The 23,867-nt window shown below is 54.6% G+C and carries 18 protein-coding genes and 1 tRNA gene; 2 read left to right on the top strand and 17 right to left on the bottom strand.

Going from position 1 to position 23,867, the window contains the following annotated elements; translation table 11 throughout:
• Nucleotides 1-43: 43 nt before the first annotated feature.
• From infB to ftsH, 9 genes are all read right to left on the bottom strand, one after another.
• Entirely contained in the window at nucleotides 44-2,599 is a 2,556-nt protein-coding gene (gene infB / locus ACN0RL_RS18595; RefSeq protein ID WP_417519536.1) for a translation initiation factor IF-2, read from the bottom strand.
• Between the two features lie 17 nt (nucleotides 2,600-2,616).
• Nucleotides 2,617-4,110, bottom strand: a complete 1,494-nt coding sequence (gene nusA, locus ACN0RL_RS18590) for a transcription termination factor NusA (protein WP_417519534.1) — start codon at nucleotides 4,108-4,110, stop codon at nucleotides 2,617-2,619.
• 54 nt (nucleotides 4,111-4,164) lie between these two features.
• The gene (rimP, locus tag ACN0RL_RS18585) at nucleotides 4,165-4,626 is read right to left on the bottom strand and encodes a ribosome maturation factor RimP (protein WP_417519532.1); all 462 of its coding nucleotides are present in this window, start codon (nucleotides 4,624-4,626) and stop codon (nucleotides 4,165-4,167) included.
• A 330-nt stretch (nucleotides 4,627-4,956) separates the two neighbouring features.
• Nucleotides 4,957-5,041: transfer RNA gene (locus ACN0RL_RS18580), tRNA-Leu, on the bottom strand.
• Between the two features lie 7 nt (nucleotides 5,042-5,048).
• Nucleotides 5,049-5,429 carry a preprotein translocase subunit SecG gene (gene secG, locus ACN0RL_RS18575; RefSeq protein ID WP_417519530.1) on the bottom strand — a complete coding sequence of 127 codons (381 nt, stop codon included), beginning with the start codon at nucleotides 5,427-5,429 and terminating at the stop codon, nucleotides 5,049-5,051.
• A gap of 24 nt (nucleotides 5,430-5,453) precedes the next feature.
• Nucleotides 5,454-6,212 carry a triose-phosphate isomerase gene (gene tpiA, locus ACN0RL_RS18570; RefSeq protein WP_417519528.1) on the bottom strand — a complete coding sequence of 253 codons (759 nt, stop codon included), beginning with the start codon at nucleotides 6,210-6,212 and terminating at the stop codon, nucleotides 5,454-5,456.
• A 76-nt stretch (nucleotides 6,213-6,288) separates the two neighbouring features.
• Complete coding sequence (gene glmM, locus ACN0RL_RS18565) at nucleotides 6,289-7,632, bottom strand: phosphoglucosamine mutase (protein WP_417519526.1); 1,344 nt, start codon at nucleotides 7,630-7,632, stop codon at nucleotides 6,289-6,291.
• Nucleotides 7,632-8,462 carry a dihydropteroate synthase gene (gene folP / locus ACN0RL_RS18560; protein ID WP_417519540.1) on the bottom strand — a complete coding sequence of 277 codons (831 nt, stop codon included), beginning with the start codon at nucleotides 8,460-8,462 and terminating at the stop codon, nucleotides 7,632-7,634. Before folP ends, glmM begins: the two co-directional genes overlap by 1 nt.
• A gap of 114 nt (nucleotides 8,463-8,576) precedes the next feature.
• A complete protein-coding gene (ftsH, locus tag ACN0RL_RS18555; protein ID WP_417519524.1) occupies nucleotides 8,577-10,520 on the bottom strand; it encodes an ATP-dependent zinc metalloprotease FtsH in 1,944 nt (647 codons plus the stop codon).
• Nucleotides 10,521-10,843: 323 nt separating this feature from the next.
• Between ftsH and yhbY the strand changes: the two genes are divergently transcribed.
• Nucleotides 10,844-11,155 (top strand): ribosome assembly RNA-binding protein YhbY, encoded by a 312-nt coding sequence (gene yhbY / locus ACN0RL_RS18550; RefSeq protein WP_417519522.1) that lies wholly within the window; start codon nucleotides 10,844-10,846, stop codon nucleotides 11,153-11,155.
• 112 nt (nucleotides 11,156-11,267) lie between these two features.
• On the opposite strand, the gene greA is transcribed toward yhbY, so the two are convergent.
• The 7 genes from greA to grpE all read right to left on the bottom strand — a co-directional run bounded on the left by greA (nucleotide 11,268) and on the right by grpE (nucleotide 21,300).
• The gene (greA, locus tag ACN0RL_RS18545) at nucleotides 11,268-11,747 is read right to left on the bottom strand and encodes a transcription elongation factor GreA (protein ID WP_417519520.1); all 480 of its coding nucleotides are present in this window, start codon (nucleotides 11,745-11,747) and stop codon (nucleotides 11,268-11,270) included.
• A gap of 4 nt (nucleotides 11,748-11,751) precedes the next feature.
• Nucleotides 11,752-14,970 (bottom strand): carbamoyl-phosphate synthase large subunit, encoded by a 3,219-nt coding sequence (gene carB, locus ACN0RL_RS18540; protein ID WP_417519518.1) that lies wholly within the window; start codon nucleotides 14,968-14,970, stop codon nucleotides 11,752-11,754.
• A gap of 97 nt (nucleotides 14,971-15,067) precedes the next feature.
• Nucleotides 15,068-16,198: a glutamine-hydrolyzing carbamoyl-phosphate synthase small subunit gene (gene carA / locus ACN0RL_RS18535; protein WP_417519516.1), complete on the bottom strand. Its 1,131-nt coding sequence runs from the start codon at nucleotides 16,196-16,198 to the stop codon at nucleotides 15,068-15,070.
• A gap of 441 nt (nucleotides 16,199-16,639) precedes the next feature.
• Nucleotides 16,640-17,440: a 4-hydroxy-tetrahydrodipicolinate reductase gene (gene dapB, locus ACN0RL_RS18530; RefSeq protein ID WP_417519514.1), complete on the bottom strand. Its 801-nt coding sequence runs from the start codon at nucleotides 17,438-17,440 to the stop codon at nucleotides 16,640-16,642.
• A 23-nt stretch (nucleotides 17,441-17,463) separates the two neighbouring features.
• Nucleotides 17,464-18,591 carry a molecular chaperone DnaJ gene (dnaJ, locus tag ACN0RL_RS18525; protein ID WP_417519512.1) on the bottom strand — a complete coding sequence of 376 codons (1,128 nt, stop codon included), beginning with the start codon at nucleotides 18,589-18,591 and terminating at the stop codon, nucleotides 17,464-17,466.
• Between the two features lie 77 nt (nucleotides 18,592-18,668).
• Complete coding sequence (dnaK, locus tag ACN0RL_RS18520) at nucleotides 18,669-20,594, bottom strand: molecular chaperone DnaK (protein ID WP_417519510.1); 1,926 nt, start codon at nucleotides 20,592-20,594, stop codon at nucleotides 18,669-18,671.
• 103 nt (nucleotides 20,595-20,697) lie between these two features.
• A complete protein-coding gene (grpE, locus tag ACN0RL_RS18515) occupies nucleotides 20,698-21,300 on the bottom strand; it encodes a nucleotide exchange factor GrpE (protein WP_417519508.1) in 603 nt (200 codons plus the stop codon).
• Between the two features lie 246 nt (nucleotides 21,301-21,546).
• On the opposite strand from grpE, the gene recN reads away from it, so the two are divergent.
• On the top strand, nucleotides 21,547-23,226 hold the full coding sequence (gene recN, locus ACN0RL_RS18510) for a DNA repair protein RecN (protein ID WP_417519506.1): 1,680 nt from the start codon (nucleotides 21,547-21,549) through the stop codon (nucleotides 23,224-23,226).
• A 101-nt stretch (nucleotides 23,227-23,327) separates the two neighbouring features.
• Here recN and fur read toward each other — a convergent pair whose 3' ends face one another.
• On the bottom strand, nucleotides 23,328-23,738 hold the full coding sequence (fur, locus tag ACN0RL_RS18505; protein WP_417519538.1) for a ferric iron uptake transcriptional regulator: 411 nt from the start codon (nucleotides 23,736-23,738) through the stop codon (nucleotides 23,328-23,330).
• Nucleotides 23,739-23,867: the final 129 nt, after the last annotated feature.

Genomic DNA, 23,867 nt, shown 5'->3' with positions numbered 1-23,867 from the left:
TATTGATCGCATTGGCGATCAATACGACTGAACTCTCTAGGCATCAGGCCCCCGTAGATTCGAGTTTACGCTCGACTCTGATACGGTCGAAGACTTCGATCTGGTCACCGACCTTCACGTCGTAGCCTTTAACACCAATACCACACTCCATACCGTTTCGGACTTCAGGCACATCGTCCTTGAAGCGACGCAGGGATTCCAGCTCGCCCTCAAAGATCACCACGTTGTCACGCAGTACACGAATCGGCTTGTTCCGGTATACGTTGCCCTCGGTCACCATGCAGCCAGCAACCTGACCGAACTTGGGTGAACGGAACACATCCCGTACGTCGGCAATGCCCACGATGTCCTCGCGGAATTCCGGTGCCAGCATGCCGGTCAAGGCGCCTTTCACGTCATCCAGAAGGTTGTAGATGATGCTGTAGTAGCGCAGATCCAGGCCTTCCTGCTCAACGAGACGTTTGGAGGCCGTATCGGCACGCACGTTAAAGCCGAAAATAACCGCGTTTGTCGCCATCGCCAGGCTTACATCGGTCTCGGCAATACCACCAACGCCAGAGGACACGATTTTCACCTGTACTTCTTCGTTACCCAAATCCTGCAGGGACTTGGTGATCGCTTCCAGAGAGCCACGAACGTCTGTTTTCAGAACAACGTTGAGGGTTTTCACCTCGTCTTTACCCATGTTCTCGAACAGGTTCTCAAGCTTGGCAGCTTGCGCTCGCTGCAACCGCTGCTCGCGCTCGCGGATGTGGCGGAACTCTGCCAACTCTTTAGCCTTGCGCTCATCGGCTACGGCAAAGAACTCGTCACCGGCGTTCGGCGTACCGTTCAGGCCGAGAATCTCAACCGGAATAGACGGCCCCGCATCCTTGACTTGCTTGCCGGCTTCGTCGGTCATTGCGCGAACCTTACCGAAGAAGGATCCCGCAACCACCATGTCGCCCTGGCGCAAGGTGCCGTTCTGAACCAGCACTGTGGCTACCGAGCCACGACCACGCTCAAGGCTGGACTCAACAACAACACCGTTAGCCGGCGCATCGGGAGATGCCTGAAGCTCAAGAATCTCGGCCTGCAGCAGAACCGCTTCCAGCAGAGTATCTATGCCTTCGCCTGACTTTGCCGAGATGGGCACAAACTGCACATCACCGCCCCAGTCTTCCGGGATAACTTCGATGGCGGCCAGTTCGTTCTTCACCCGGTCCGGATCTGCCTGCTCTTTGTCCATCTTGGTGATCGCAACAACGATGGGCACACCGGCAGAGCGGGCATGCTGCACGGCTTCTTTGGTCTGCGGCATAACGCCGTCATCGGAAGCAACAACCAGAATAACGATATCGGTGCACTGGGCTCCGCGGGCGCGCATTGCGGTAAACGCGGCGTGGCCCGGCGTATCCAGGAAGGACACCATGCCGTGATCTGTCTCTACGTGATACGCGCCAATGTGCTGGGTAATACCGCCGGATTCACCGGAGGCAACCTTGGTACGGCGAATGTAGTCCAATAGCGAAGTTTTACCATGGTCAACGTGGCCCATTACGCTCACAACCGGGGCACGCTTGGTTTTTTCCTTGCCTTCCACTTTGAATTCGCTGAGCACATCGTGCTCGAACGCATCATCGCTGATGGGTTTGGCTTTGTGACCCAACTCTTCAACTACCAGAGTGGATGTTTCCTGATCCAGTGGCTGGTTAATGGTTGCCATCACGCCCATGCCCATCAATACCTTGATGACATCACCGGCTTTAACGGCCATCCGCTGGGCAAGATCGCCAACAGTAATCACTTCTGGAACTTCTACTTCTCTGACCATTGGTTTGGTCGGCCTCTCGAAGCCATGACGCTTCTCTTTGGGTTTCTTTTTCGCACGCAGTGGTTTGCGCAACGTGGTGTCGTCGTCATCATCCGAAATCACCAGCGGCTCATCTGCGGAGCGGCCGCGCGGACCACGGTGACCAGCCTGCTTTTTCTTGGGCTTGCCATCGTCAGTTTCGTCGCCACGCTCGCGAACTTTTTCTTTCTTTTTCTTCGGCTTCCGATCCTTGCCTTCGCCCTCTGCTGGTGGCGGAATCGGCATATCTTCCGGAGCAGGAGCGGGCTCTGGTGCTTCCTTCGGTTCAGGCTTCTCAGCGGAAGCCTTATCTTCAGCAACCGGTGCCTCAGCTTTCGCAGTTTCAGCCGGAGCTTCTGCATCTGCCTGAGGTGCCTGTTCAGCCGACACATTCACCGCAGGCTCTGCCTGGGGCTGCTCAATTTTCTGCTCTTCCTGCAACTCTTCCGGCGCCTCTACTTCCGGCTCTGGCGTAAGTTCTGCGCGTTTTACGTAAGTGCGACGCTTGCGAACTTCTACATTGACAGTCTTGGCCTTGCCGGCCTTGAGCGTGGTTGTAGTTTTGCGCTTCAGAGTAATCTTGTTCGGCTCAGCGCCTGCTTCACCGTGGGTCTTTCTCAGATAGGCCAGCAACTGCTGCTTCTCATCGCTGGATACAGCGTCGCCTTCTGAGCGGGCTTTCAGGCCGGCTTCCACGATCTGTTTCAGCAAACGATCCACGGGAGCGCCTACATCTTCGGCCAGTTGTTTTACCGTTACTTCAGCCATACTGGACTCCTCCCGAATTAAGCCTGGTCTTCAAACCAGGGGGCGCGTGCGGTCATAATCAGCTGTCCTGCACGCTCTTCATCAATACCTTCGATTTCAAGCAAGTCATCAACCGACTGCTCCGCCAGATCTTCCATGGTACGCACACCCATACCGGCAAGTTTGAACGCCAGGCTGCGGTCCATTCCGTCCATACTCAGAAGGTCCTCTGCCGGCTCTGCGCCGTCGAGAGCTTCTTCGCTGGCCAGCGCCTGATTCAACAGGACATCTTTGGCACGGCGGCGTAATTCAGTGACGGTGTCTTCATCAAAACCTTCAATCGCCAGCATCTCTTCCATAGGCACGTAGGCGACTTCTTCAATAGACGTAAAACCTTCGTCGATCAGCACACCGGCAAACTCTTCATCCACATCGAGGTGGGCAGTAAAGTGCTCAACCAGAGTATTATATTCCTGCTCCTGGCGCTCACCGGCCTCTTCTTCGGTCATGACATTCAGCGTCCAACCTGTGAGCTCGGTGGCCAGGCGTACGTTCTGCCCGTTACGACCAATAGCCTGTGCCAGATTGTCTTCTGCAACCGCAACTTCCATGGTGTGGCGATCTTCATCCATCACAATAGAAGCAACCTCTGCAGGCGCCATGGCGTTGATCACCAGCTGCGCAGGGTTATCGTCCCAGAGAACTATGTCTACACGCTCGCCACCCAGTTCGTTGGAAACAGCCTGAACGCGAGAGCCTCGCATACCTACACAGGCACCAACCGGATCAATACGACGGTCGTTGGTCTTTACCGCAATCTTGGCGCGTGAGCCACAATCACGGGCAGCGCCACGGATTTCAATCAGTTCTTCTGCAATCTCGGGCACTTCAATACGGAAGAGTTCAATCAACATCTGCGGAGCAGAGCGGCTCAGAATAAGCTGAGGCCCACGGTGATCTGTACGGATCTCAAGCAGCAGAGAACGTACCCGGTCACCCATACGGAATGTTTCACGCGGGATCAGGTACTCTCTGGGTAACAAGGCTTCTGCGTTAGCGCCAAGATCCACGATGACATTATCGCGGGTAACCTTCTTTACAGTACCCGAAACCAGCTCGCCAACACGATCACGATAGCTGTCAACGATTTTGCTGCGCTCAGCCTCACGAACTTTCTGGAAAATGATCTGCTTTGCAGCCTGAGCACCGATACGACCGAACGCAACAGATTCTGCCTTCTCTTCGTAGGTGTCACCCGGCTTCAACGCAGGATCAATTTCTTCAGCTTCCTGAAGCGTAAGCTCTGTACCCAGCGCAGGAACAGCATCGTTATCAACGATCAGCCAACGGCGGAAGGTTTCGTACTCTCCGGTGCGACGATCAATGGACACGCGCACATCCGACTCTTCGTCTTCGTAACGTTTTTTGGCAGCGGTGGCGAGTGCCAGCTCGATCGCCTCGAAAATCACATCCTTCTCGACACCTTTCTCGTTCGAGACGGCCTCAACTACCAGCAAGATCTCTTTACTCATTGGATTGCCCTGCCCTGAAAATAAACTGTGCATCTACTGAGTTATTCAAATGGCTCACTCGAATACCGGAACAATGTGGGCTTTTTCAATGCTGTCAAAAGGCAACAGATACTCATGATCTTCAACGACCACGATGACATCATCGCCTTCAACGCCTTTAATAAGCCCCTGAAACTTGCGCCGGCCTTCAAACGCCATGCGCAAGCGGATTTGTACTTGATGCCCAACAAATGCCTGATACTGCTCAGGCCGGAACAGCGGGCGATCCATCCCCGGAGACGAAACCTCCAGTGTGTACTCGGTCTGAATGGGATCTTCCACATCCATCACGCCACTGACCTGACGGCTGACTTTTTCGCAGTCGTCGATACCTATGCCGTTCTCGGCATCGTCTATAAAGACCCGCAGCATGGATTGGTAGCCCTTGGAGCGATACTCGATGCCCCAGAACTCATAACCCAAACCTTCCACCACAGGCCGAAGAATTTCTTCCAGTTGTTTAAGCTTGCCTGACAAGTTAGGCGGTCTCCGTTTTGAAATTTACCGGCCCCAAAAACAAAAAAAGGGCTGTCAATCAGCCCTTTTTACGCACCAGGGCCCGTTGCGCCAGGCCCCTTAATCAAAAAGCCCCGATAATTGGGGCCTTTTGTTGCAAGAACTCGCAGGAAGCAAACCGGTAAACCGCTTCCTGCTGACAGACACCTGGCCTGCCAGAAACCCGGCAACAAAAGATGCCTGGCTCCAATATCCGCCGGAGTATAGAGACGACGAACGGACTGGTCAAGGACTGCTCAAAAAAACGGCCTGGATAGTTCGAGCCTAATCCAAGCCGTTTTTCTTCTTAATTGGTGCCCAAGGCCGGACTCGAACCGGCACGGCTTTCGCCACTACCCCCTCAAGATAGCGTGTCTACCAGTTCCACCACTTGGGCAACACTCTTACTCGAGCTCGGGGAGATCAGACTCCCCGCTCCCGGTTTCGCTTTCGGCAGCACCACCAGCATCTACAGCATCAATGGCCGGAGCTTTGCGGGACTCCTGAACTACCGGAATACCTGCTTCACCCGCCACTTCTGCGCGCTGCTTGGCGAATACAGCCAGCGAGAAACTTGTTACAAAAAAGACGATTGCGAGCATGGCTGTCACACGGGTAAGAAAGCTACCGCTACCCTGACTGCCGAATACGGTCTGGGATGCACCGCCGCCACCGAAGGCTGCACCTGCATCCGCGCCCTTGCCCTGCTGGATCAGAACCAGACCCACCAGCGCCACCGCGATCACGACGTGCACAACGACTACCAGTGTTTCCATCCAATCCATATCGACTCTCGCGAACCTTTAGCTTTAGGTAGCCGCCGGAAAAGACCGACAGATACGCATAAATTCTTTTGCGACCAGTGATGCGCCACCGATCAAACCACCATCTATATCGGGCTCTGAAAAAAGCGCCGCTGCATTATCCGCTTTTACACTGCCGCCGTAAAGCAATGAAATCTCTTCGGCTGGAGCGCCCATATCTTTCAGCACTCCCCTTATCGCTGCATGCATAGCCTGAGCATCATCAGAGGTTGCCGTCTTTCCGGTACCAATCGCCCAAACCGGCTCATAGGCTACCACGATATTGTGCCACTTTTCTTGTGACACTGACGCCAAACCTGCTCGCACCTGACCAGCAACAACTGATTCAGCCTGGCCAGACTCACGCTCTTCCAGCGTTTCTCCAACGCACACAATGGCCGCTAGACCACTGGAAACAACAAGCGATACTTTCTCGGCAACCAGCTCATCGGTCTCACCGAAAATCTGGCGGCGCTCGGAGTGACCAACGAGCACATAGCGGCAGCCTGCATCTTTCGCCATATCCGGGGATACTTCACCGGTATAGGCGCCTGACTGCCACTGACCCACATTCTGAATGCCAACTGACACGACACCCCGGGCATGATCCAAAACATTCCCGATGTAAATTGCGGGAGGAATAATAACAACCTCCACGCCGTTATCAAGAGATCCGGCCTCAGACCGGACATAGCCAACCAGTTCTTCTGACAGGTCTTTCGACCCGTTCATCTTCCAGTTTCCGGCTACAATCCTGCGTCGCATAACAGTTCCCGAATGTAAGGGAGGGCGCACTATACAGCAGTCCCTCATAACAGACAACCGCCTGAATCCAACAAAATCAGGGCGTTGAATTTTCCACTACGTGCGCGAGCTTTTCGGCCACGCGACGTATATCTTCAGCACTCTGACCTTCCGCCATTACGCGGATCAAAGCCTCGGTCCCGGAAGCCCGCAGCAAAATTCTGCCTGAGCTCCCAAGCTCCAGCTCGGCCTTCTGAACCTCTGCAGCAATGTCAGCCCGGCTGAATGGATCAAAACGCTCTGCAACGCGCACGTTGATCATGGTCTGTGGCAACTTGCTCATGCCCTGACGCAACTCGGCAAGCGTTTTTCCCGACTTGCCGATGGATACCAGCACCTGAAGCGCAGAGACAATGCCATCACCGGTACTCGTGCAGTCGCGAATGACCATATGACCAGACCCTTCTCCGCCGAGCACCCAGTTGTTGGCCAACAGGCGCTCCATCACATAGCGGTCACCAACATTGGCACGCTCAAATGCAATACCCATCTCGGTCAGCGCCAGCTCCACCCCCAGATTGGTCATCAGCGTGCCGACCACACCGCCATTGAGACGGCCTTCGGCAAAACGCTGGGCGGCGATCACATACAAGAGCTCATCGCCATCGACCTCCGACCCGTCACGATCAACCATCAGCACGCGGTCACCATCACCATCAAAGGCAATTCCCAGGTCTGCACCCTTATCGATAACAGCCTGTTTCAGCGCATCCAGGTGTGTTGAGCCAACGTTGAGGTTGATGTTAAGCCCGTCTGGCTCCGCACCAATAACAGAAACTTTCGCCCCAAGCTCTCGGAATACTTTCGGAGCAACGTGGTAAGTTGCACCGTGGGCGCAATCGAGAACGATCTTCATATGGTCAAGAGTGAATTCGTTCGGCACCGTACTTTTACAGAACTCCACGTAGCGCCCTGGCGCATCCTCTACTCTCGACGCTTTCCCCAGTTCCCCCGGGCCGCAAACCTCAATCGGCTTGTCCAGCCAACGCTCGATTTCTGCCTCAAGCGCGTCATCGAGCTTGGTACCGTCGGCAGAAAAGAACTTGATGCCGTTATCATGATGCGGGTTATGAGACGCGCTGATAACGATACCTGCCGAAGCACGAAAGGTCCGCGTCAGGTAGGCGATAGCGGGGGTTGGCATGGGGCCCAGCAGTTTCACATCCACTCCGGCAGCCGCCAATCCAGCCTCCAGCGCAGATTCAAACATGTAACCAGACAGACGGGTATCTTTGCCAATCAGCACGCTGTTGCGCTGGCCTGCCCTCTTGAATGCCTGCCCTGCCGCCCATCCGAGATGCAGCATAAACTCCGGCGTAATCGGGTGCTCACCCACCCTGCCGCGTATTCCATCGGTGCCAAAATACTTTCTTCCGGCCATCAAACTGTCTCCTTTACAGCCATCGCTACCCTGACGGCATCTACGGTTTCCCTGACATCGTGCACGCGAACAATGCTTGCACCCTTCATGGCTGATATTGTCGCGGCCGCGAGGCTCGCGGGCAACCTTTCGTCAACTTCCCGACCTGTTATCTGGCCAAGCATGGACTTTCTGGACATGCCCACAAGCAAAGGGTGCCCCAGCATCTGCAACTGTTCCAGAGAAGCTAGCAAGCGCAGATTATGCTCAAGATTTTTCCCGAACCCGAACCCGGGGTCCAGAATTATATTTTCCGAAGAAACGCCCGCCTGCTCGGCGGCATGAATCCGACGGGCCAGGAACTCACTGACCTCACGCAGCACATTCCGGTACGTGGGCCGGTCCTGCATCGTTTCAGGCTCCCCCTGGATGTGCATTATACACACCGGCACACCAGCACCTGCTGCTGCAGCGACCGCGCCGTCCCTTTGCAATGCCCGCACATCGTTGATGAGGCCCGCGCCCTGCCTGACCGCCTCCGCCATCACCTCCGGAGTACTGGTATCTACAGAGACAATCACATCAAGCTGCCGTGAAACTGCGTCTATCACAGGGCAAACCCGGTCCAGTTCTTCCTGCACCGACACCTTTGCCGCGCCCGGGCGGGTCGACTCTCCTCCCACATCAATAAACGCTGCACCGTCACTGAACATTTGCCGGGCCTTTAAAAGCGCCGCATCCAACTTGTTGAACCGACCGCCATCGGAGAACGAGTCCGGCGTCACGTTGAGAACACCCATCACATGACAGCGGGACATATCCAGAACTCGTCCGGCAAACTTCATTTCCATAACCTTGTTTTCCCGGGAATGCACATCGGAACCTGAAATAGCAGCTGACAAAAGCAAACGCCGCCCATAAAAAGGGCGGCGCAAGTCAACTGCAGTTACTCGAATCCGGGAGCTTTAGTGCTCTCCGGCCGGCCGGCCGACATCTGGCCGTTGGCCATCATCAGAAGGCTTGGCCCCGGCACCCTGCTCCGGATCTCCGGCCTTGACGCCACCTGCAGAACCCCTGTCATCCCAACCTTTTGGCGGCCGCGGTGTACGACCTTCCATGATGTCATCAATCTGATGACGATCAATGGTCTCATACTTCATCAGCGCCTGAGTCATGATATCCAGCTTATCCCGGTTATCGACGAGAATTTGCCTGGCCTTCTCGTAACAGGTATCGATGATGTTGCGAACTTCCTCATCAATGCGCTGCGCCGTTTCGGGTGAATAGACTGTCTGAGCCTGCCCAGCGGACCTTCCAAGGAACGGTTCCTCGCTGTCAGTATCATATTGCAGAGGTCCAAGCTTCTCGGACAAACCCCACCGGGTAACCATGTTTCGGGCCAGACTGGTGGCACGCTCGATGTCATTCGATGCACCAGTGGTGACACCGTCAAAACCAAGGGTAAGCTCTTCAGCAATACGACCGCCGAACAGGCTGCAAATGGAACTGATCAGGAAGCGCTTGCTGTGGCTATACCGGTCTTCCTCTGGCAGGAACATTGTCACACCCAGCGCGCGGCCACGCGGAATAATGCTCACCTTGTAGACCGGATCGTGTTCCGGCATCAGCCGGCCAACAATCGCATGGCCGGACTCATGGTAAGCGGTGTTGAGCTTTTCCTTTTCGCTCATCACCATGGACTTACGCTCAGCGCCCATCATGATCTTGTCTTTCGCCAACTCAAACTCTTCCATGGATACCAGGCGCATGTTTCTACGAGCCGCAAAAAGAGCCGCTTCGTTCACCAGATTGGCGAGATCCGCGCCGGAGAAACCTGGCGTGCCGCGCGCAATCAGCGCAGGCTCAACATTTTCATCGAGAGGCACTTTCTTCATGTGCACCTTGAGAATCTGTTCGCGCCCGATGATGTCAGGCAGACCGACGACTACCTGACGGTCAAAACGTCCGGGACGCAACAGTGCAGGATCGAGAACATCCGGGCGGTTGGTCGCAGCGATAACGATAACGCCCTCGTTGCCTTCAAAGCCGTCCATTTCGACCAGCAACTGGTTCAGAGTCTGTTCACGCTCATCATGACCACCGCCCATGCCGGCGCCGCGATGGCGACCGACCGCATCAATCTCGTCAATGAAGATGATGCAGGGGCTCTGCTTCTTGGCTTGCTCGAACATGTCCCGCACGCGCGATGCACCAACACCCACGAACATTTCCACGAAGTCGGAACCGGAAATCGAGAAAAACGGGACCTTTGCTTCACCAGCGATGGCTTTGGCGAGCAGAGTTTTACCTGTACCTGGCTGCCCTACCATCAAGACGCCTTTGGGAATGCTGCCACCCAGACGCTGGAATTTGCTGGGATCTCTGAGGAAATCCACAAGCTCCTTGACGTCTTCTTTGGCCTCATCCACACCGGCAACATCAGCAAATGTGGTCTTGATCTGATCTTCGCTCATCAGGCGCGCTTTGCTTTTACCGAACGACATGGGGCCTTTGCCACCACCGCCGCCCTGCATCTGGCGCATGAAGAAGACGAAAAGTGCAATAATGATCAGGATCGGGAAAGCCGCAACTAACAGCTGCGTCCACAGGCTCTGGCGCTCGGGCTGCTTGCCGATCACCTCCACCTGATTCGCCAGCAGATCGTCCATCAGCTTGTTATCCGCCACTTGAGGGCGGATCGTCTCAAACTGTGAACCATCGCCACGAGTGCCCTGAATTTCCAGACCATCAATGGTGACTTTGTTGACCTGGCCCTGCTGAACCATTTCAACGAATTGAGAATAATTGACTTGCTGCCCGCTGGTGGTGGGAGAGAAATTCTGAAACACCATCAGAAGCACTGCGGCTATTATTAGCCAAAGAACCAGATTTTTTGCCATATCGTTCAAGGATCATCACCTGTGAATTGAAGAGCAAGCCTGCGAAGCAACTACTCTTTGTCGACACCTTACACTAATTGTACGTCCATCCACCAGAAACGGCCTACCTGTAACGGCCTTGGAAAAAACGCAGCTGCAGATCAATCTGAAAACGTTCCTGAACGCCACACAAACCACTGCATTCAATATATGTGGGCTTCATCTCGGAAATTACAACGCCTGCAAGTTGATCTGTTATACAAGGATGTCTGTTACAATTCGCCAATTATACGACGTTGCCAGCGAATATGCCGCTGACCTTTTGTTAATTGCACCGATAAAGAGATTACATCATGAGCCTTTCACCGGAACAGCGCCGGGAATACCGGGCTATTGCCCACCACTTGAAGCCCGTCATTATTGTGGGCGACAAGGGCCTCACCGAAGGCCTGCAGGAGGAACTGGAGCGCGCCCTGAACGACCACGAACTCATCAAGATTAAAGTGGCAAGCCAGGATCGGGAAGCCCGCCAGGAAGCCATAATCGCCCTGTGCGACGCCAGTGGCGCTGAAGTGGTTCAGACCATTGGAAAGATCGCCGTTATCATGCGCAGGTCCAAAAGCCCCAACCCCAGGCTTTCCAATCTGCTGCGCTATAAAAACTGACATCCGTACGCAGGATGCGTGAAACAAAAGCGCCTTAAATAAAAAAACCGGCTATGGACACCACAGCCGGTTTTTTATTCTCTGCCTGACGCCTACGCCAGGGCTACTCGAATCAGATGTATTCCACCTTCTCGATTTCATACTCCACGGTGCCTGAGGGCACGCGGATAGCAACAACGTCGTCTTCACTCTTGCCAACAAGGGCTCGAGCTATGGGCGACGAGATGGAGAGCTTACCTTCCTTGATATCGGCTTCGTCTTCACCAACAATCTTGTAGACCACCTGCTCGTCCGTATCCATGTTCATCAGATGAACAGTGGTACCAAAGATAACCCGACCAGTATTCTCGATGGTAGTAACATCAATCACCTGAGCGGCTGAGAGCTTGCCTTCAATCTCCTGAATCCGGCCTTCAATGAAGCTCTGCTGCTCACGGGCTGCGTGGTATTCGGCGTTTTCCTTAAGGTCACCATGCTCCCTCGCATCCGAAATTGCAGCGATAACCCGCGGCCGGTCCTCGGATTTCAGCTTCTGGAGCTCCTCACGAAGGCGGGTTTCGCCCGCTTTTGTCATAGGTACTCTTTCACTCATAATCTTATTTCCCAGCGTGGAGGTCTTGCAGGCGGCGCACTGTACGCTCCGGACCAAACCTGATGGCCCGACAGAAGGCTTCGCCGCCCGCCAGTGTTGTTGTGTAAGCTACTTTGGTCTGCAGAGCTGACTGGCGAATCTGTGCCGAATCAGACACTGCCTTGCGACCCTCGGTCGTATTTATAATCAGCTGAACCTGGCCGTTCTTGATGGCATCCACGATGTGCGGCCGCCCTTCGCCAACCTTGTTAACACGCTCGACTTCCAGCCCGGCTTCACGGAAAGCTTTGGCGGTGCCAGTGGTCGCAACAAGCTTGAAGCCAGTATCAACCAGATCCCGGGCAACCTGCACGGCGCCCTCTTTATCTACATCACGAACCGACATAAATACGGTGCCTTTTGAAGGCAAGCGTTCGCCAATAGCCAGTGAAGCCTTGGCAAAAGCCTCATCGAAGCTGTCACCAAGCCCCATAACCTCACCGGTGGACTTCATCTCCGGCCCGAGAATAGGGTCGACCGCAGGGAATTTGTTGAACGGGAACACAGACTCTTTTACAGCGTAGTAATCCGGCACCACTTCTTTGGTAAAGCCTTGCTCAGCCAAAGACGTTCCCGCCATAACCCTCGCCGCCACTTTCGCGAGTGATACACCGATGGCCTTGGATACAAAAGGCACAGTTCTTGAAGCGCGGGGGTTCACTTCAATCACGTAGATTTCGCCCTCCTGCCACGCCAATTGAACGTTCATCAGGCCCACCACTTCCAGCTCGATGGCCATTTTTCTTACGGCCTCGCGCATGGCGTCCTGTACCTCGGGCGGCAAGGTGTAGGGCGGCAAGGAGCACGCAGAATCACCGGAGTGAATACCTGCCTGCTCAATGTGCTGCATGATACCGCCAATAACCACATCCTTGCCGTCGCAGATGGCATCAATATCCACCTCGATGGCCGCATTCAGGAAGTGGTCGAGCAATACCGGGCTATCGTTGGAAACCAGCACCGCGCTGCGCATGTAGCGCACCAGCTCATCTTCACCAAAAACAATTTCCATGGCTCGGCCGCCCAGCACGTACGACGGACGCACCACCAACGGATAGCCAATTTCCCTGGCCGCAAGAATGCCTTCTTCATGGCTGCGCACGGTGGCGTTCTGCGGCTGTTTCAATCCCAGGCGATTAATCATTTGCTGGAACCGCTCACGATCTTCCGCACGGTCAATTGCATCAGGGCTGGTACCGATGATGGGCACGCCGGCAGCTTCAAGGCCACGGGCCAGCTTCAACGGTGTCTGGCCACCATACTGAACAATTACCCCTTTAGGCTTCTCGACGTTGATAATTTCCAGCACGTCCTCAAGCGTAATCGGCTCAAAGTACAAGCGGTCAGAGGTATCGTAGTCGGTAGATACCGTCTCCGGGTTGCAGTTGATCATGATGGTTTCGTAGCCGTCCTCACGCATGGCCAGCGCCGCGTGAACACAGCAGTAATCAAACTCGATGCCCTGGCCAATCCGGTTAGGACCACCACCGATAACAACAATCTTTTCACGGTCGCTGACATCGGCTTCGCACTCTTCCTCATAGGTGGAGTACATGTAGGCAGTGTCAGAGGCGAATTCGGCGGCACAGGTGTCGACCCGCTTGTAAACCGGCCGAACGTTCAGGTCATGCCGCAACTTGCGCATACTTGCTTCAGTTATACCCAACAGCTTGGCCAGTCTTGCGTCAGAGAAGCCCTTACGCTTGAGACGAAACATGGTGGCGTAATCAATATCAGCCTTGCCGGCGGATTTCAGGGTTTGCTCTTCACGAATAAGATCTTCGATCTGCACCAGGTACCAGGGATCTACCTTGGTGTACTGGAACACATCATCCACACTCAGCCCGGCCCGGAAAGCGTCACCTATGTACCAGATACGCTCGGCACCGGGAACACTGAGCTCACGGGTGAGGGTTTCACGGGAGCTTTCAGATGTGAACTCTTCGAGCTGTTCATCAAAACCGTCCGACCCCACTTCCAGACCACGAAGGGCTTTCTGCAGAGATTCCTGGAACGTGCGGCCAATGGCCATAACCTCACCCACAGATTTCATCTGGGTGGTCAGGCGGGCATCTGCCTGCGGAAATTTTTCAAAGGTAAATCTCGGTATCTTGGTGACAACATAATCGATGCTGGGCTCGAACGACGCAGGCGTTACGCCCCCGGTTATCTCGTTACGCAGCTCATCGAGCGTGTAACCCACCGCCAGCTTGGCTGCCACTTTGGCAATCGGGAAGCCGGTCGCCTTTGAAGCCAGTGCGGATGAACGGGAAACCCTCGGGTTCATCTCGATAACAACCATGCGGCCGGTGTCCGGGTTAATACCGAACTGAACGTTGGAGCCGCCAGTTTCGACTCCAATTTCACGCAGCACTGCCAGGGAGGCATCGCGCATGATCTGGTATTCCTTGTCGGTCAGCGTCTGAGCCGGTGCAACTGTGATGGAATCACCGGTGTGTACGCCCATAGCATCGAAGTTTTCGATGGCACACACAATAATGCAGTTGTCCGCCTTATCGCGGACTACTTCCATTTCATATTCTTTCCAGCCAATCAGTGACTCGTCAATGAGCAACTCGTTGGTGGGAGAAAGATCAAGGCCGCGGGTACAGATCTCTTCAAACTCGTCCCGGTTGTAAGCAATACCGCCGCCAGAACCGCCCATGGTGAACGACGGGCGTATAATGCACGGAAAACCGATATCGTTCGCAACTTCCCAGGCTTCTGCCATGGTGTGAGCAATTGAGGCACGTGGACATTCAAGACCTATGGCCTTCATGGCCTTGTCGAAGCGGCTTCTGTCTTCTGCCTTATCAATCGTGTCGGCATTGGCGCCGATCATTTCCACACCGTGTTCAGCCAGAACACCGTGCTTTTCAAGATCCAGTGCACAATTCAGCGCCGTCTGGCCACCCATGGTAGGTAGCAGGGCATCGGGCTTTTCTTTTTCGATGATCTTGGCGACGGTCTGCCAGGTAATCGGCTCGATGTAGGTGGCATCCGCCATCACCGGGTCGGTCATGATGGTGGCCGGATTCGAGTTAACCAGGATTACGCGAAAACCTTCCTCACGCAGAGCCTTACAGGCCTGAGCCCCGGAGTAGTCAAATTCGCACGCCTGCCCGATCACTATCGGGCCTGCGCCCAGGATCAGGATGCTTTTAATATCGGTCCGTTTTGGCATGTCTTGGTAAACCTGTCAGCAACGTTTAAATTCTTGCAGCGCAAAAACGCGGCGCGTGTCTGGGATCTGGTATGACGTATCTGTCCGTAAACCGGTATTACCCCTCCCGGACTTCCATCAAACGGATAAACTCATCAAATAAGGGCGCCACATCGCCAGGGCCCGGGCTCGCCTCGGGGTGCCCCTGAAAGCTGAACGCTGGCTTGTCGGTACGGCGAACACCCTGCAAAGTGCCATCGAACAGTGACTTGTGAGTAACTTCCAGCACTGCTGGCAACGAAGCTTCATCCACCGCAAAACCATGATTCTGGCTGGTAATCATCACTGTGCCGTTCGACACCCGCTGAACCGGATGGTTGGCTCCGTGATGGCCATGATTCATTTTCATGCTTTTCGCACCGCTGGCCAGCGCCAGAAGCTGGTGACCCAGACAGATGCCAAATACCGGAATTTCGGTTTCCAGCACTTCCTGAATCGCCTTGATCGCATAGTCGCAGGGCTCGGGGTCTCCCGGACCGTTAGACAGGAATATACCATCCGGATTCATTGCGAGAACATCTGAGGCCGGGGTTTGTGCGGGGACAACGGTGACATCGCAGCCACGGGATACCAGCATCCGCAGAATGTTGAACTTGACGCCGTAATCCCAGGCCACGACCTTGAACTTTGGCTCACCCGCCTCGGCGTAGCCCTGGCCGAGCGTCCACTCACCCTGGGTCCATTTGTAGGCTTTTTCGCAGGTGACTTCCTTGGCCAGGTCCATGCCTTTGAGGCCCGGAAAGGCGTTGGCCAGTTCCAGTGCACGCTCAGCAGTAGCGTCAGCGCCAGCCACAATAGCGCCATTCTGCGAGCCTTTGTCACGAAGAATGCGTGTCAGACGGCGGGTATCTATGTCAGCAATTCCAACAATGTTGCTGTTTCGCAGGTACTCGTCCAGCGATCCGGTGCTGCGCCAGTTACTGGCCACCAGGGGCAGATCACGGATTATAAGGCCCTCTGCCTGAATGCGGTCTGACTCGACATCTTCTTCATTCACACCGGTATTGCCAATGTGTGGATAGGTCAGGGTAACGAGCTGGCGGGCGTAGGACGGGTCTGTCAGTATTTCCTGGTAGCCGGTCATGGCGGTGTTGAATACCACTTCGCCGCTGGTTTCTCCGTCAGCGCCAATAGCGGTACCGTAAAACAGGCTTCCGTCTGCGAGTGCAAGGATTGCGGGTGTGCTCAAGGCTTGTATCCTCATCGAGTGGCGTATCGGTTCGTCACGAACAGGAACGCAAGCGCAAATTCAGGTCGCAAAAAAGCGAGAGGGAGTAAAAACTCCGTCCCGCTTTTTGTTATCCGGGAACACTTTTTGTTCCCTGGGCTATTCAAAGCCTACGCTTGGTGCAGTTAAACCGCCTTATTGTATGAAATTTGCGGTTTTGTGTCCACGCAAAATCTCATTTGGCTCTGGCACCGGCTGCGCACTGGGGTTATCTTCCGGGAACCGCTACAAGCACCCGCAAGCGGGTCCGGCCAGCAATCACAGATTGCTGTCGTTCGGCTGCGCATGAAGCTTCGCTTCATAAACACTTGCCTCACCCATGTGCACTTGGCTCCGGCCATCCATGGCCTCCGACATTCCCGGAAGATAACCCCAGTCCACAACCTCAGAATTGCCTGAAACTCACTTCAACGAAAGGACGTCTTGCATATCATATAAGCCAGCGGGCTTATCTTTCAGCCAAAGCGCTGCTCGCATAGCACCTTTGGCGAAGGTCATACGACTACTTGCCTTGTGGGTGATTTCTATGCGCTCACCTTCGGTGGCGAACAGCACAGTGTGGTCGCCTACTACGTCACCCGCACGGATGGTCTCGAACCCGATCTCTTTGCGGGTGCGCTCGCCGGTAAAGCCTTCACGACCATAAACCGCACAATCTTTAAGATCGCGTCCCAATGCATCGGCGACGACTTCGCCCATACGCAGGGCGGTGCCAGAAGGCGCATCTTTTTTGTGCCGATGGTGAGCTTCGATGATTTCGACATCGTAGTCGTCACCCAATGTTGCCGCGGCAGTGCTCAGAAGATTGAGGACCACGTTAACGCCAACGCTCATGTTGGGGGCAAAAACCACTGGCGCAGACTCCGCTGCGAGCGCTAATTGCTCTTTTTCAGCATCGGACAGGCCGGTAGTGCCAACAACGAGCATTTTGCCATTGGCTTTGCAGAATTGAGCATTTTCCAGCGTCAGGTCCGGGAAGGTGAAGTCGATGAGTACATCGAAATCGTCTTTTACGTCTGCCAGGGCACCAGCCATCTTGACACCGGTTTTCCCGATACTGCTCATTTCGCCGGCGTCGGCACCAATCAGGCTGCTGCCGGGTTCAACGACGGCGGCACCGAGCTCCAGCCCTTCCGTGCCATCAACCGCTTCAATGAGCACTTTACCCATGCGCCCGGCGGCGCCAATGATTGCTACCCTCATGGCTTTTCCCTATATGAAGCTGATCAGAATTTCATTTCATCGAAGAAGCTCTTGACACCCTCAAACCAGGACGTCTTCTTCGGTGCGTGGTTCTTGCTGCTGCTGCCGTCAAGGGCTTCCTGGAACTCGCTCAGTAGCTCTTTCTGGCGTTTGGTCAGATTAACCGGTGTCTCCACTGTCACGCGACAGAGCAAGTCACCCGAAGGGCCTCCGCGAACCGGGCTGACACCTTTGTTCCGCAGCCGAAAGAGTTTTCCTGTCTGGGTTTCCGCAGGAATCCGGAGCTTAACGCGACCATCCAGCGTCGGCACTTCCAGCTCGCCACCCAGGGCCGCATCAACAATGCTTATCGGCACTTCGCAATACAGGTTACGACCATCACGGGTGAAGATTGAATGCTCCCGAACTGACATCTGCACATACAGATCTCCGGGAGGTCCGCCATCCACACCCATCTCACCTTCGCCGGAAAGCCGGATACGATCACCGGTATCAACGCCCGGAGGCACTTTTACGGAGAGCGTCTTTTCTTCCTGCACCCGGCCCTGACCATGACAGGACTTACACGGGTTTTTGATAATCTGGCCAGATCCCCGACATGTGGGGCAAGCCTGCTGCACGGTAAAGAAGCCTTGCTGCATACGCACCTGCCCCATACCTTTACAGGTACCACAGGCTTCAGGGCGCGAACCTTTTTCCGCACCGCTGCCGTCACATACTTCACACTCCCTGTGCCCAGGGATGGTGATTTTGACAGTCTTGCCTTTTACCGCTTCTTCAAGATCCAGCTCCAGGGTGTAACGCAGATCTGAACCGCGGGTATTGCGGCCACGACCGCCACCACCACCAAAAATGTCGCCAAACACATCTCCAAAGATGTCGGAGAAGTTACCACCGCCACCTCCGAAGCCGCCGCCGGCCTGGCCGTCTACGCCGGCATGACCGAACTGATCATAGGCCGCACGCTTGGACTGGTCCGCCAGTATTTCGTAGGCTTCGCTCGCTTCTTTGAACTTGTTCTCGGCGTCTTTGTCTTCCGGATTACGGTCAGGATGATATTTCATCGCAAGCTTTCGGTATGCCCGCTTTACTTCTTTCTCATCCGCGTCCCGGGAAATTCCGAGAATGTCGTAATAATCGCGCTTGGCCATGCTTTAAAACCCTGTTTTTTAAACGCGGAAAACGCGGAGTAACTCCGCGTTTTCCAACTACCTGATGTTCGTCAGAATTACTTCTTTTCGTCGTCTTTGACTTCTTCGAACTCGGCATCCACCGCGTCGTCAGCCGCCTGAGACTGCGCACCTTCCTGACCGCCAGCCTGCTGCGCCTGGCCATCCTGATCTGCGTACATTTTCTGGGCCAGTTCACCTGAAACTTCAGTCAGTTTCTGTGTTTTAGCTTCGATGTCGTCTTTGTCAGAACCGGTCAGTGCTTCTTCCAGCTCTTTGATTGACGCTTCAATCGACTCTTTCTCGCTGTCGCTGACTTTGTCGCCGGCATCTTTCAGAGTTTTGCGTACCGCGTGAACCATGGCATCACCCTGGTTGCGGGCCTGAACCAGCTCTTCGAACTTGCGATCTTCGTCGGCATTTGCCTCGGCGTCACGCACCATCTTCTCGATTTCTTCGTCGTTCAGACCGGAAGAAGCCTTGATCACGATCGACTGCTCTTTACCAGTAGCCTTGTCTTTCGCGGATACGTTCAGAATGCCGTTGGCATCAATATCGAAAGTAACTTCGATCTGCGGAACACCGCGCGGTGCAGGCGGAATGTCTGCAAGATCAAAACGACCCAGGGACTTGTTCTGTGTCGCTTGCTTGCGCTCACCCTGAACCACGTGGATGGTCACCGCGGTCTGGCTGTCATCTGCTGTTGAGAAGGTCTGCGATTTCTTGGTCGGAATCGTAGTGTTCTTCTCGATCAGCGGTGTTGCTACGCCGCCCATGGTCTCGATGCCCAGAGACAGCGGGGTTACGTCCAGCAGCAGTACGTCTTTTACATCACCAGACAGTACGGCAGCCTGAATCGCTGCGCCCATGGCAACAGCTTCATCCGGGTTTACGTCCTTGCGGGCTTCTTTGCCGAAGAACTCTTTTACTTTTTCCTGAACCAGTGGCATACGGGTCTGACCACCAACCAGGATAACCTCGTCGATTTCGCTGACTTTCAGGCCAGAGTCCTTCAGGGCAACCTTACAGGGCTCAAGGCTGCGCTCAACCAGATCTTCAACCAGCGACTCAAGCTTGGCGCGAGTCAGCTTCACGTTCATGTGCTTGGGACCACTGGCATCTGCCGTTACGTAAGGCAGGTTAACGTCGGTCTGTTGACTGCTGGACAGTTCGATCTTGGCTTTTTCGCCCGCTTCTTTCAGGCGCTGCATGGCCAGAGAGTCGCCGCGCAGATCAATGCCGCTGTCCTTCTTGAACTGGTCGGCCAAAAATTCGATGATTTTCATATCGAAATCTTCACCGCCCAGGAAGGTGTCACCGTTGGTTGCCAAAACTTCAAACTGGTGCTCGCCGTCTACATCTGCAATTTCGATGATAGATAGATCGAAGGTACCGCCACCCAGGTCGTAAACCGCTACGGTGCGATCACCGCTCTTTTTGTCCAGGCCGTAAGCCAGAGCTGCAGCAGTCGGCTCGTTGATAATGCGCTTCACTTCCAGACCGGCGATTCTGCCCGCGTCTTTGGTAGCCTGGCGCTGGCTGTCATTAAAGTAAGCCGGCACGGTGATTACCGCTTCGGTCACTTTTTCGCCCAGATAATCTTCTGCAGTCTTCTTCATCTTCTTGAGAATTTCTGCAGACACCTGCGGCGGAGCCATTTTCTGACCTTTCACGTCTACCCACGCATCACCATTATCTGCCTTGGCGATTTTGTATGGCACCATCTTGATGTCTTTTTGCACAACATCATCTTCAAAACGACGGCCAATCAAACGTTTGATAGCGTAAATAGTGTTGTGCGGGTTAGTAACCGCCTGGCGCTTTGCCGACTGGCCAACCAGAATTTCGTTGTCATCGGTGTAGGCGATGATGGACGGAGTGGTGCGATCACCCTCTGCGTTTTCAATAACACGAACTTTGTCGCCATCCATGATGGCAACACATGAATTGGTCGTACCCAGGTCAATACCGATAATCTTGCTCATTGAATCACTCCAGTTCTTCTGAATGCTGTACTGAATAGTTGTCCGGAAACATCTACTCCGGCTGCTGCGGTTTAAAGGCTATATTGGCGCTTCAGCTGATTTTTCAAGCCTGCTCATCAATTTTTGGTGCATCCTGAGCTTTAGCCACCATAACCATTGCCGGACGCACCACACGCCCATTCAGCAGGTAGCCTTTTTGCACAACAGCCACCACGCTGTTCGGTTCGGCATCCGGTGCCGGCACCATAGACATAGCCTCGTGATGCTGGGGGTCGAACGGTTCACCAATCGGATTCAACGGCTCGACGTTGAACTTCTTCAGGCTCGATTCGAGCAGGCTGAGCGTCATCTCGACACCCTGGCGGATAGATGCCACCAGATCACCGGCATTTTCCTTGCCTTCCGTGCTCTCAACCGCCTTCTCAAGACTGTCGGCCACAGGTAGCAACTCTTTGACAAATTTTTCCAGTGCAAACTTGTGCGCTTTCTCAACATCCATCTCGGCCCGGCGACGTACGTTCTGCATCTCGGCCTGGGAGCGCAGCATCTGCTCCTGAAACTCCTGGACCTGCGCTTTCAGCGCATCCAGCTCGGGCGTTTCGCTTTGCTCAGCTCCCTGCTCGTCTGTTTGCATTTCTTCAGCAGCCGCCTCGGCGGCAGCTTTTACTTCATCAGTCTGTTCATTGCGATTTTCGTCGGTGCTCATGACTACTCCTGCCAGATCCTCGGTGGCCGGCTTAAACGCGACCAATTGAACATAGGCTCCAACCCCGCAGAGCCGGAAGAATGTTGTTGCGAACCGATATGGGGCCCTGGCACTCAGGTTTCAACCATCGAAGCCCGCATTCCTGAAGAAAATCTCACTCATGCATTTGCAAACATGAAAATCCCTGTATATATTCACAGTCACTGTATGTACGAACAGTATATTTTGAAGGCGGAGGTTATCTGCATGCTCACACAGCTCACGGTTTCCAATTACGCGATTGCCGAAAGGGTAGAACTACAATTCGGCAAGGGCATGACCGCCCTCACCGGTGAAACGGGTGCAGGCAAATCCATTGTGCTGGATGCCCTGGGGCTTGCCATGGGCGGTCGCGCTGATGCGGGAGCTGTGCGACATGGTGCAAAGCGCGCAGATATCACCGCGACATTTGACGTCTCAGGGATTCCCGAGGCCCTGCAATGGCTGGAAAGTCATGAACTGGATGACGGCAGCGACTGCATTTTGCGCCGCGTAATCAGCAAAGACGGGCGCTCACGAGCTTATATTAACGGCCAACCCTGCCCTCTTGCTCATCTTAAAGACCTGGGCGGATTGCTGATGGATATTCACAGCCAGCACCAGCATCAGTCGCTCCTGCGCAAAGAAACACACCGCAAGCTGATCGATGAGTTCGCGGGCGCAGAAAACCTCGCCGCCCAGACCCGCGAGGCCTGGAGGTCCTGGAATCAGATTCGCGCAAAGCTGGCCGAGCGTCAGCAGAATGCAGAAGAATCTGAAGCCCGGCTGCAACTTCTTCGCTATCAGGTTGAAGAGCTCGACCGCCTTGCCCTTGAAAACGGCGAGCAAGAGCAACTGGAGCAAGAGCAGGCGCAACTGAGCCAGGCCGATGCAATTCTCCATAGCAGTCACCAGGCAGCGCTTCTGTGCACAGAAGATGAAACCAGCGCAGCGGATCTGATACGCCAGGCATTGCAGCAGCTGGAACAACTTCCTGTGGCGATTCCCGCGCTGGCCGACACAATCCAGATGCTCAGCGAAGCCCAGATTCAGATCAGCGAAGCAGGCGACAACCTTCGCCATTTCGTGGATGACTATGAGGCAGACCCCGCACGCCTGGCAGATGTTGAAGAGAGACTCAGTGCCATTTTTCAGATGGCTCGCAAACACCGCGTCAATCCTGAAGAACTGCCAGAGTTCCATCAACGGTTGAGCGCAGAATTGGCGGAGCTTGATGGCGGTGAGGGCAGCCTGGAAAAGCTGGAAGCCGAGCTGGAGGTCCAGCGCAAAGGCTTCGACGAACTGGCAGGCAAGCTTTCCGAAGCCAGGGCCAACGCTGCCCTGGAACTGGACCAGCGCATTGCCGCCGAACTGGTTCAGCTGAGCATGCCAGCCGTTCAGTTTATTACACAACTGCACCGCAACAGCGGGGACGAGCCCGCCCCTCACGGTCTGGAGGAAGTAGAGTTTCTCGTTAGCGCCAACCCCGGACAACCGGCACGGCCACTGGCCAAGGTCGCGTCTGGTGGCGAACTGTCACGAATCAGTTTGGCGATTCAGGTAGTGGTCGCACAGACATCGACAACTCCGACCCTGATATTTGACGAAGTCGACGTGGGTATCGGCGGCGGCACTGCGGAGGTGGTTGGTAAGTTATTGCGATCTCTTGGGGACAACGGCCAGGTTATCTGCGTGACGCACTTGCCACAGGTCGCGGCCCAATGTCACCAACATCTGTTTGTCAGCAAATTCACCCAGCAGGAAGCGACTTTCTCGAAAATCGAATCTCTGGATGACCAAGGGAGAATCAGCGAGGTTGCGAGAATGCTGGGCGGCGTGCATATGACCGAACACACCATTGCCCACGCCACAGAAATGTTTTCCAAAGGACAGGCCACTCACCACTGAAGCGATGAAAACCACTAATTCCCCCTCTCGACCCTGAGAGCTGTTGGGGCAGGCTTCACGGCCTGCCCCTTTTTTCTGTTCTGCTATTTAACGCTACACACTTACGATTTGATGGGTTTAACGTAAAGAATCAAGCTGTGCTCGACAATTTCATAGCCATGCTCTTTCGCTATTTTTTGCTGACGCTCCTCGATTACATCGTCAACAAACTCGATCACCTGGCCCGTCTGGGTACAAACCATGTGATCATGATGATCTTCGCCCGCCATCTCGAACACTGCGTGGCCGCCTTCAAAATTATGGCGCAATACCAGGCCCGCCGTCTCAAACTGGGTCAACACCCGGTATACGGTGGCCAGCCCCACATCATCACCTTGATCAAGGAGCCGCTTGTAGACATCCTCAGCGCTGAGATGATGGTCCCTGGCGTTTTCCAGGATGTTGAAGATTTTCACTCTTGGCAGAGTTACTTTGAGACCGACTTTTCGTAGTTCGGCGTTTTCAGATGCCATGTTACTATTCACTCTTTGGTGTGCCTCACGGCTTCCGGTATGATGAAGCCGCCATTTAACGGTTAACCCGTGCCACACCTGCCCTTGGCAGGCGATTTCAAGATAGAGGATTTCCTCCGGCGATGCAAA

It is taken from the genome of Marinobacter sp. (genome assembly GCF_048259445.1).
Lineage (GTDB): Bacteria > Pseudomonadota > Gammaproteobacteria > Pseudomonadales > Oleiphilaceae > Marinobacter.
Note: the sequence above shows the minus strand (reverse complement) of the source record. Positions and strands in the feature narration are given on the sequence as shown.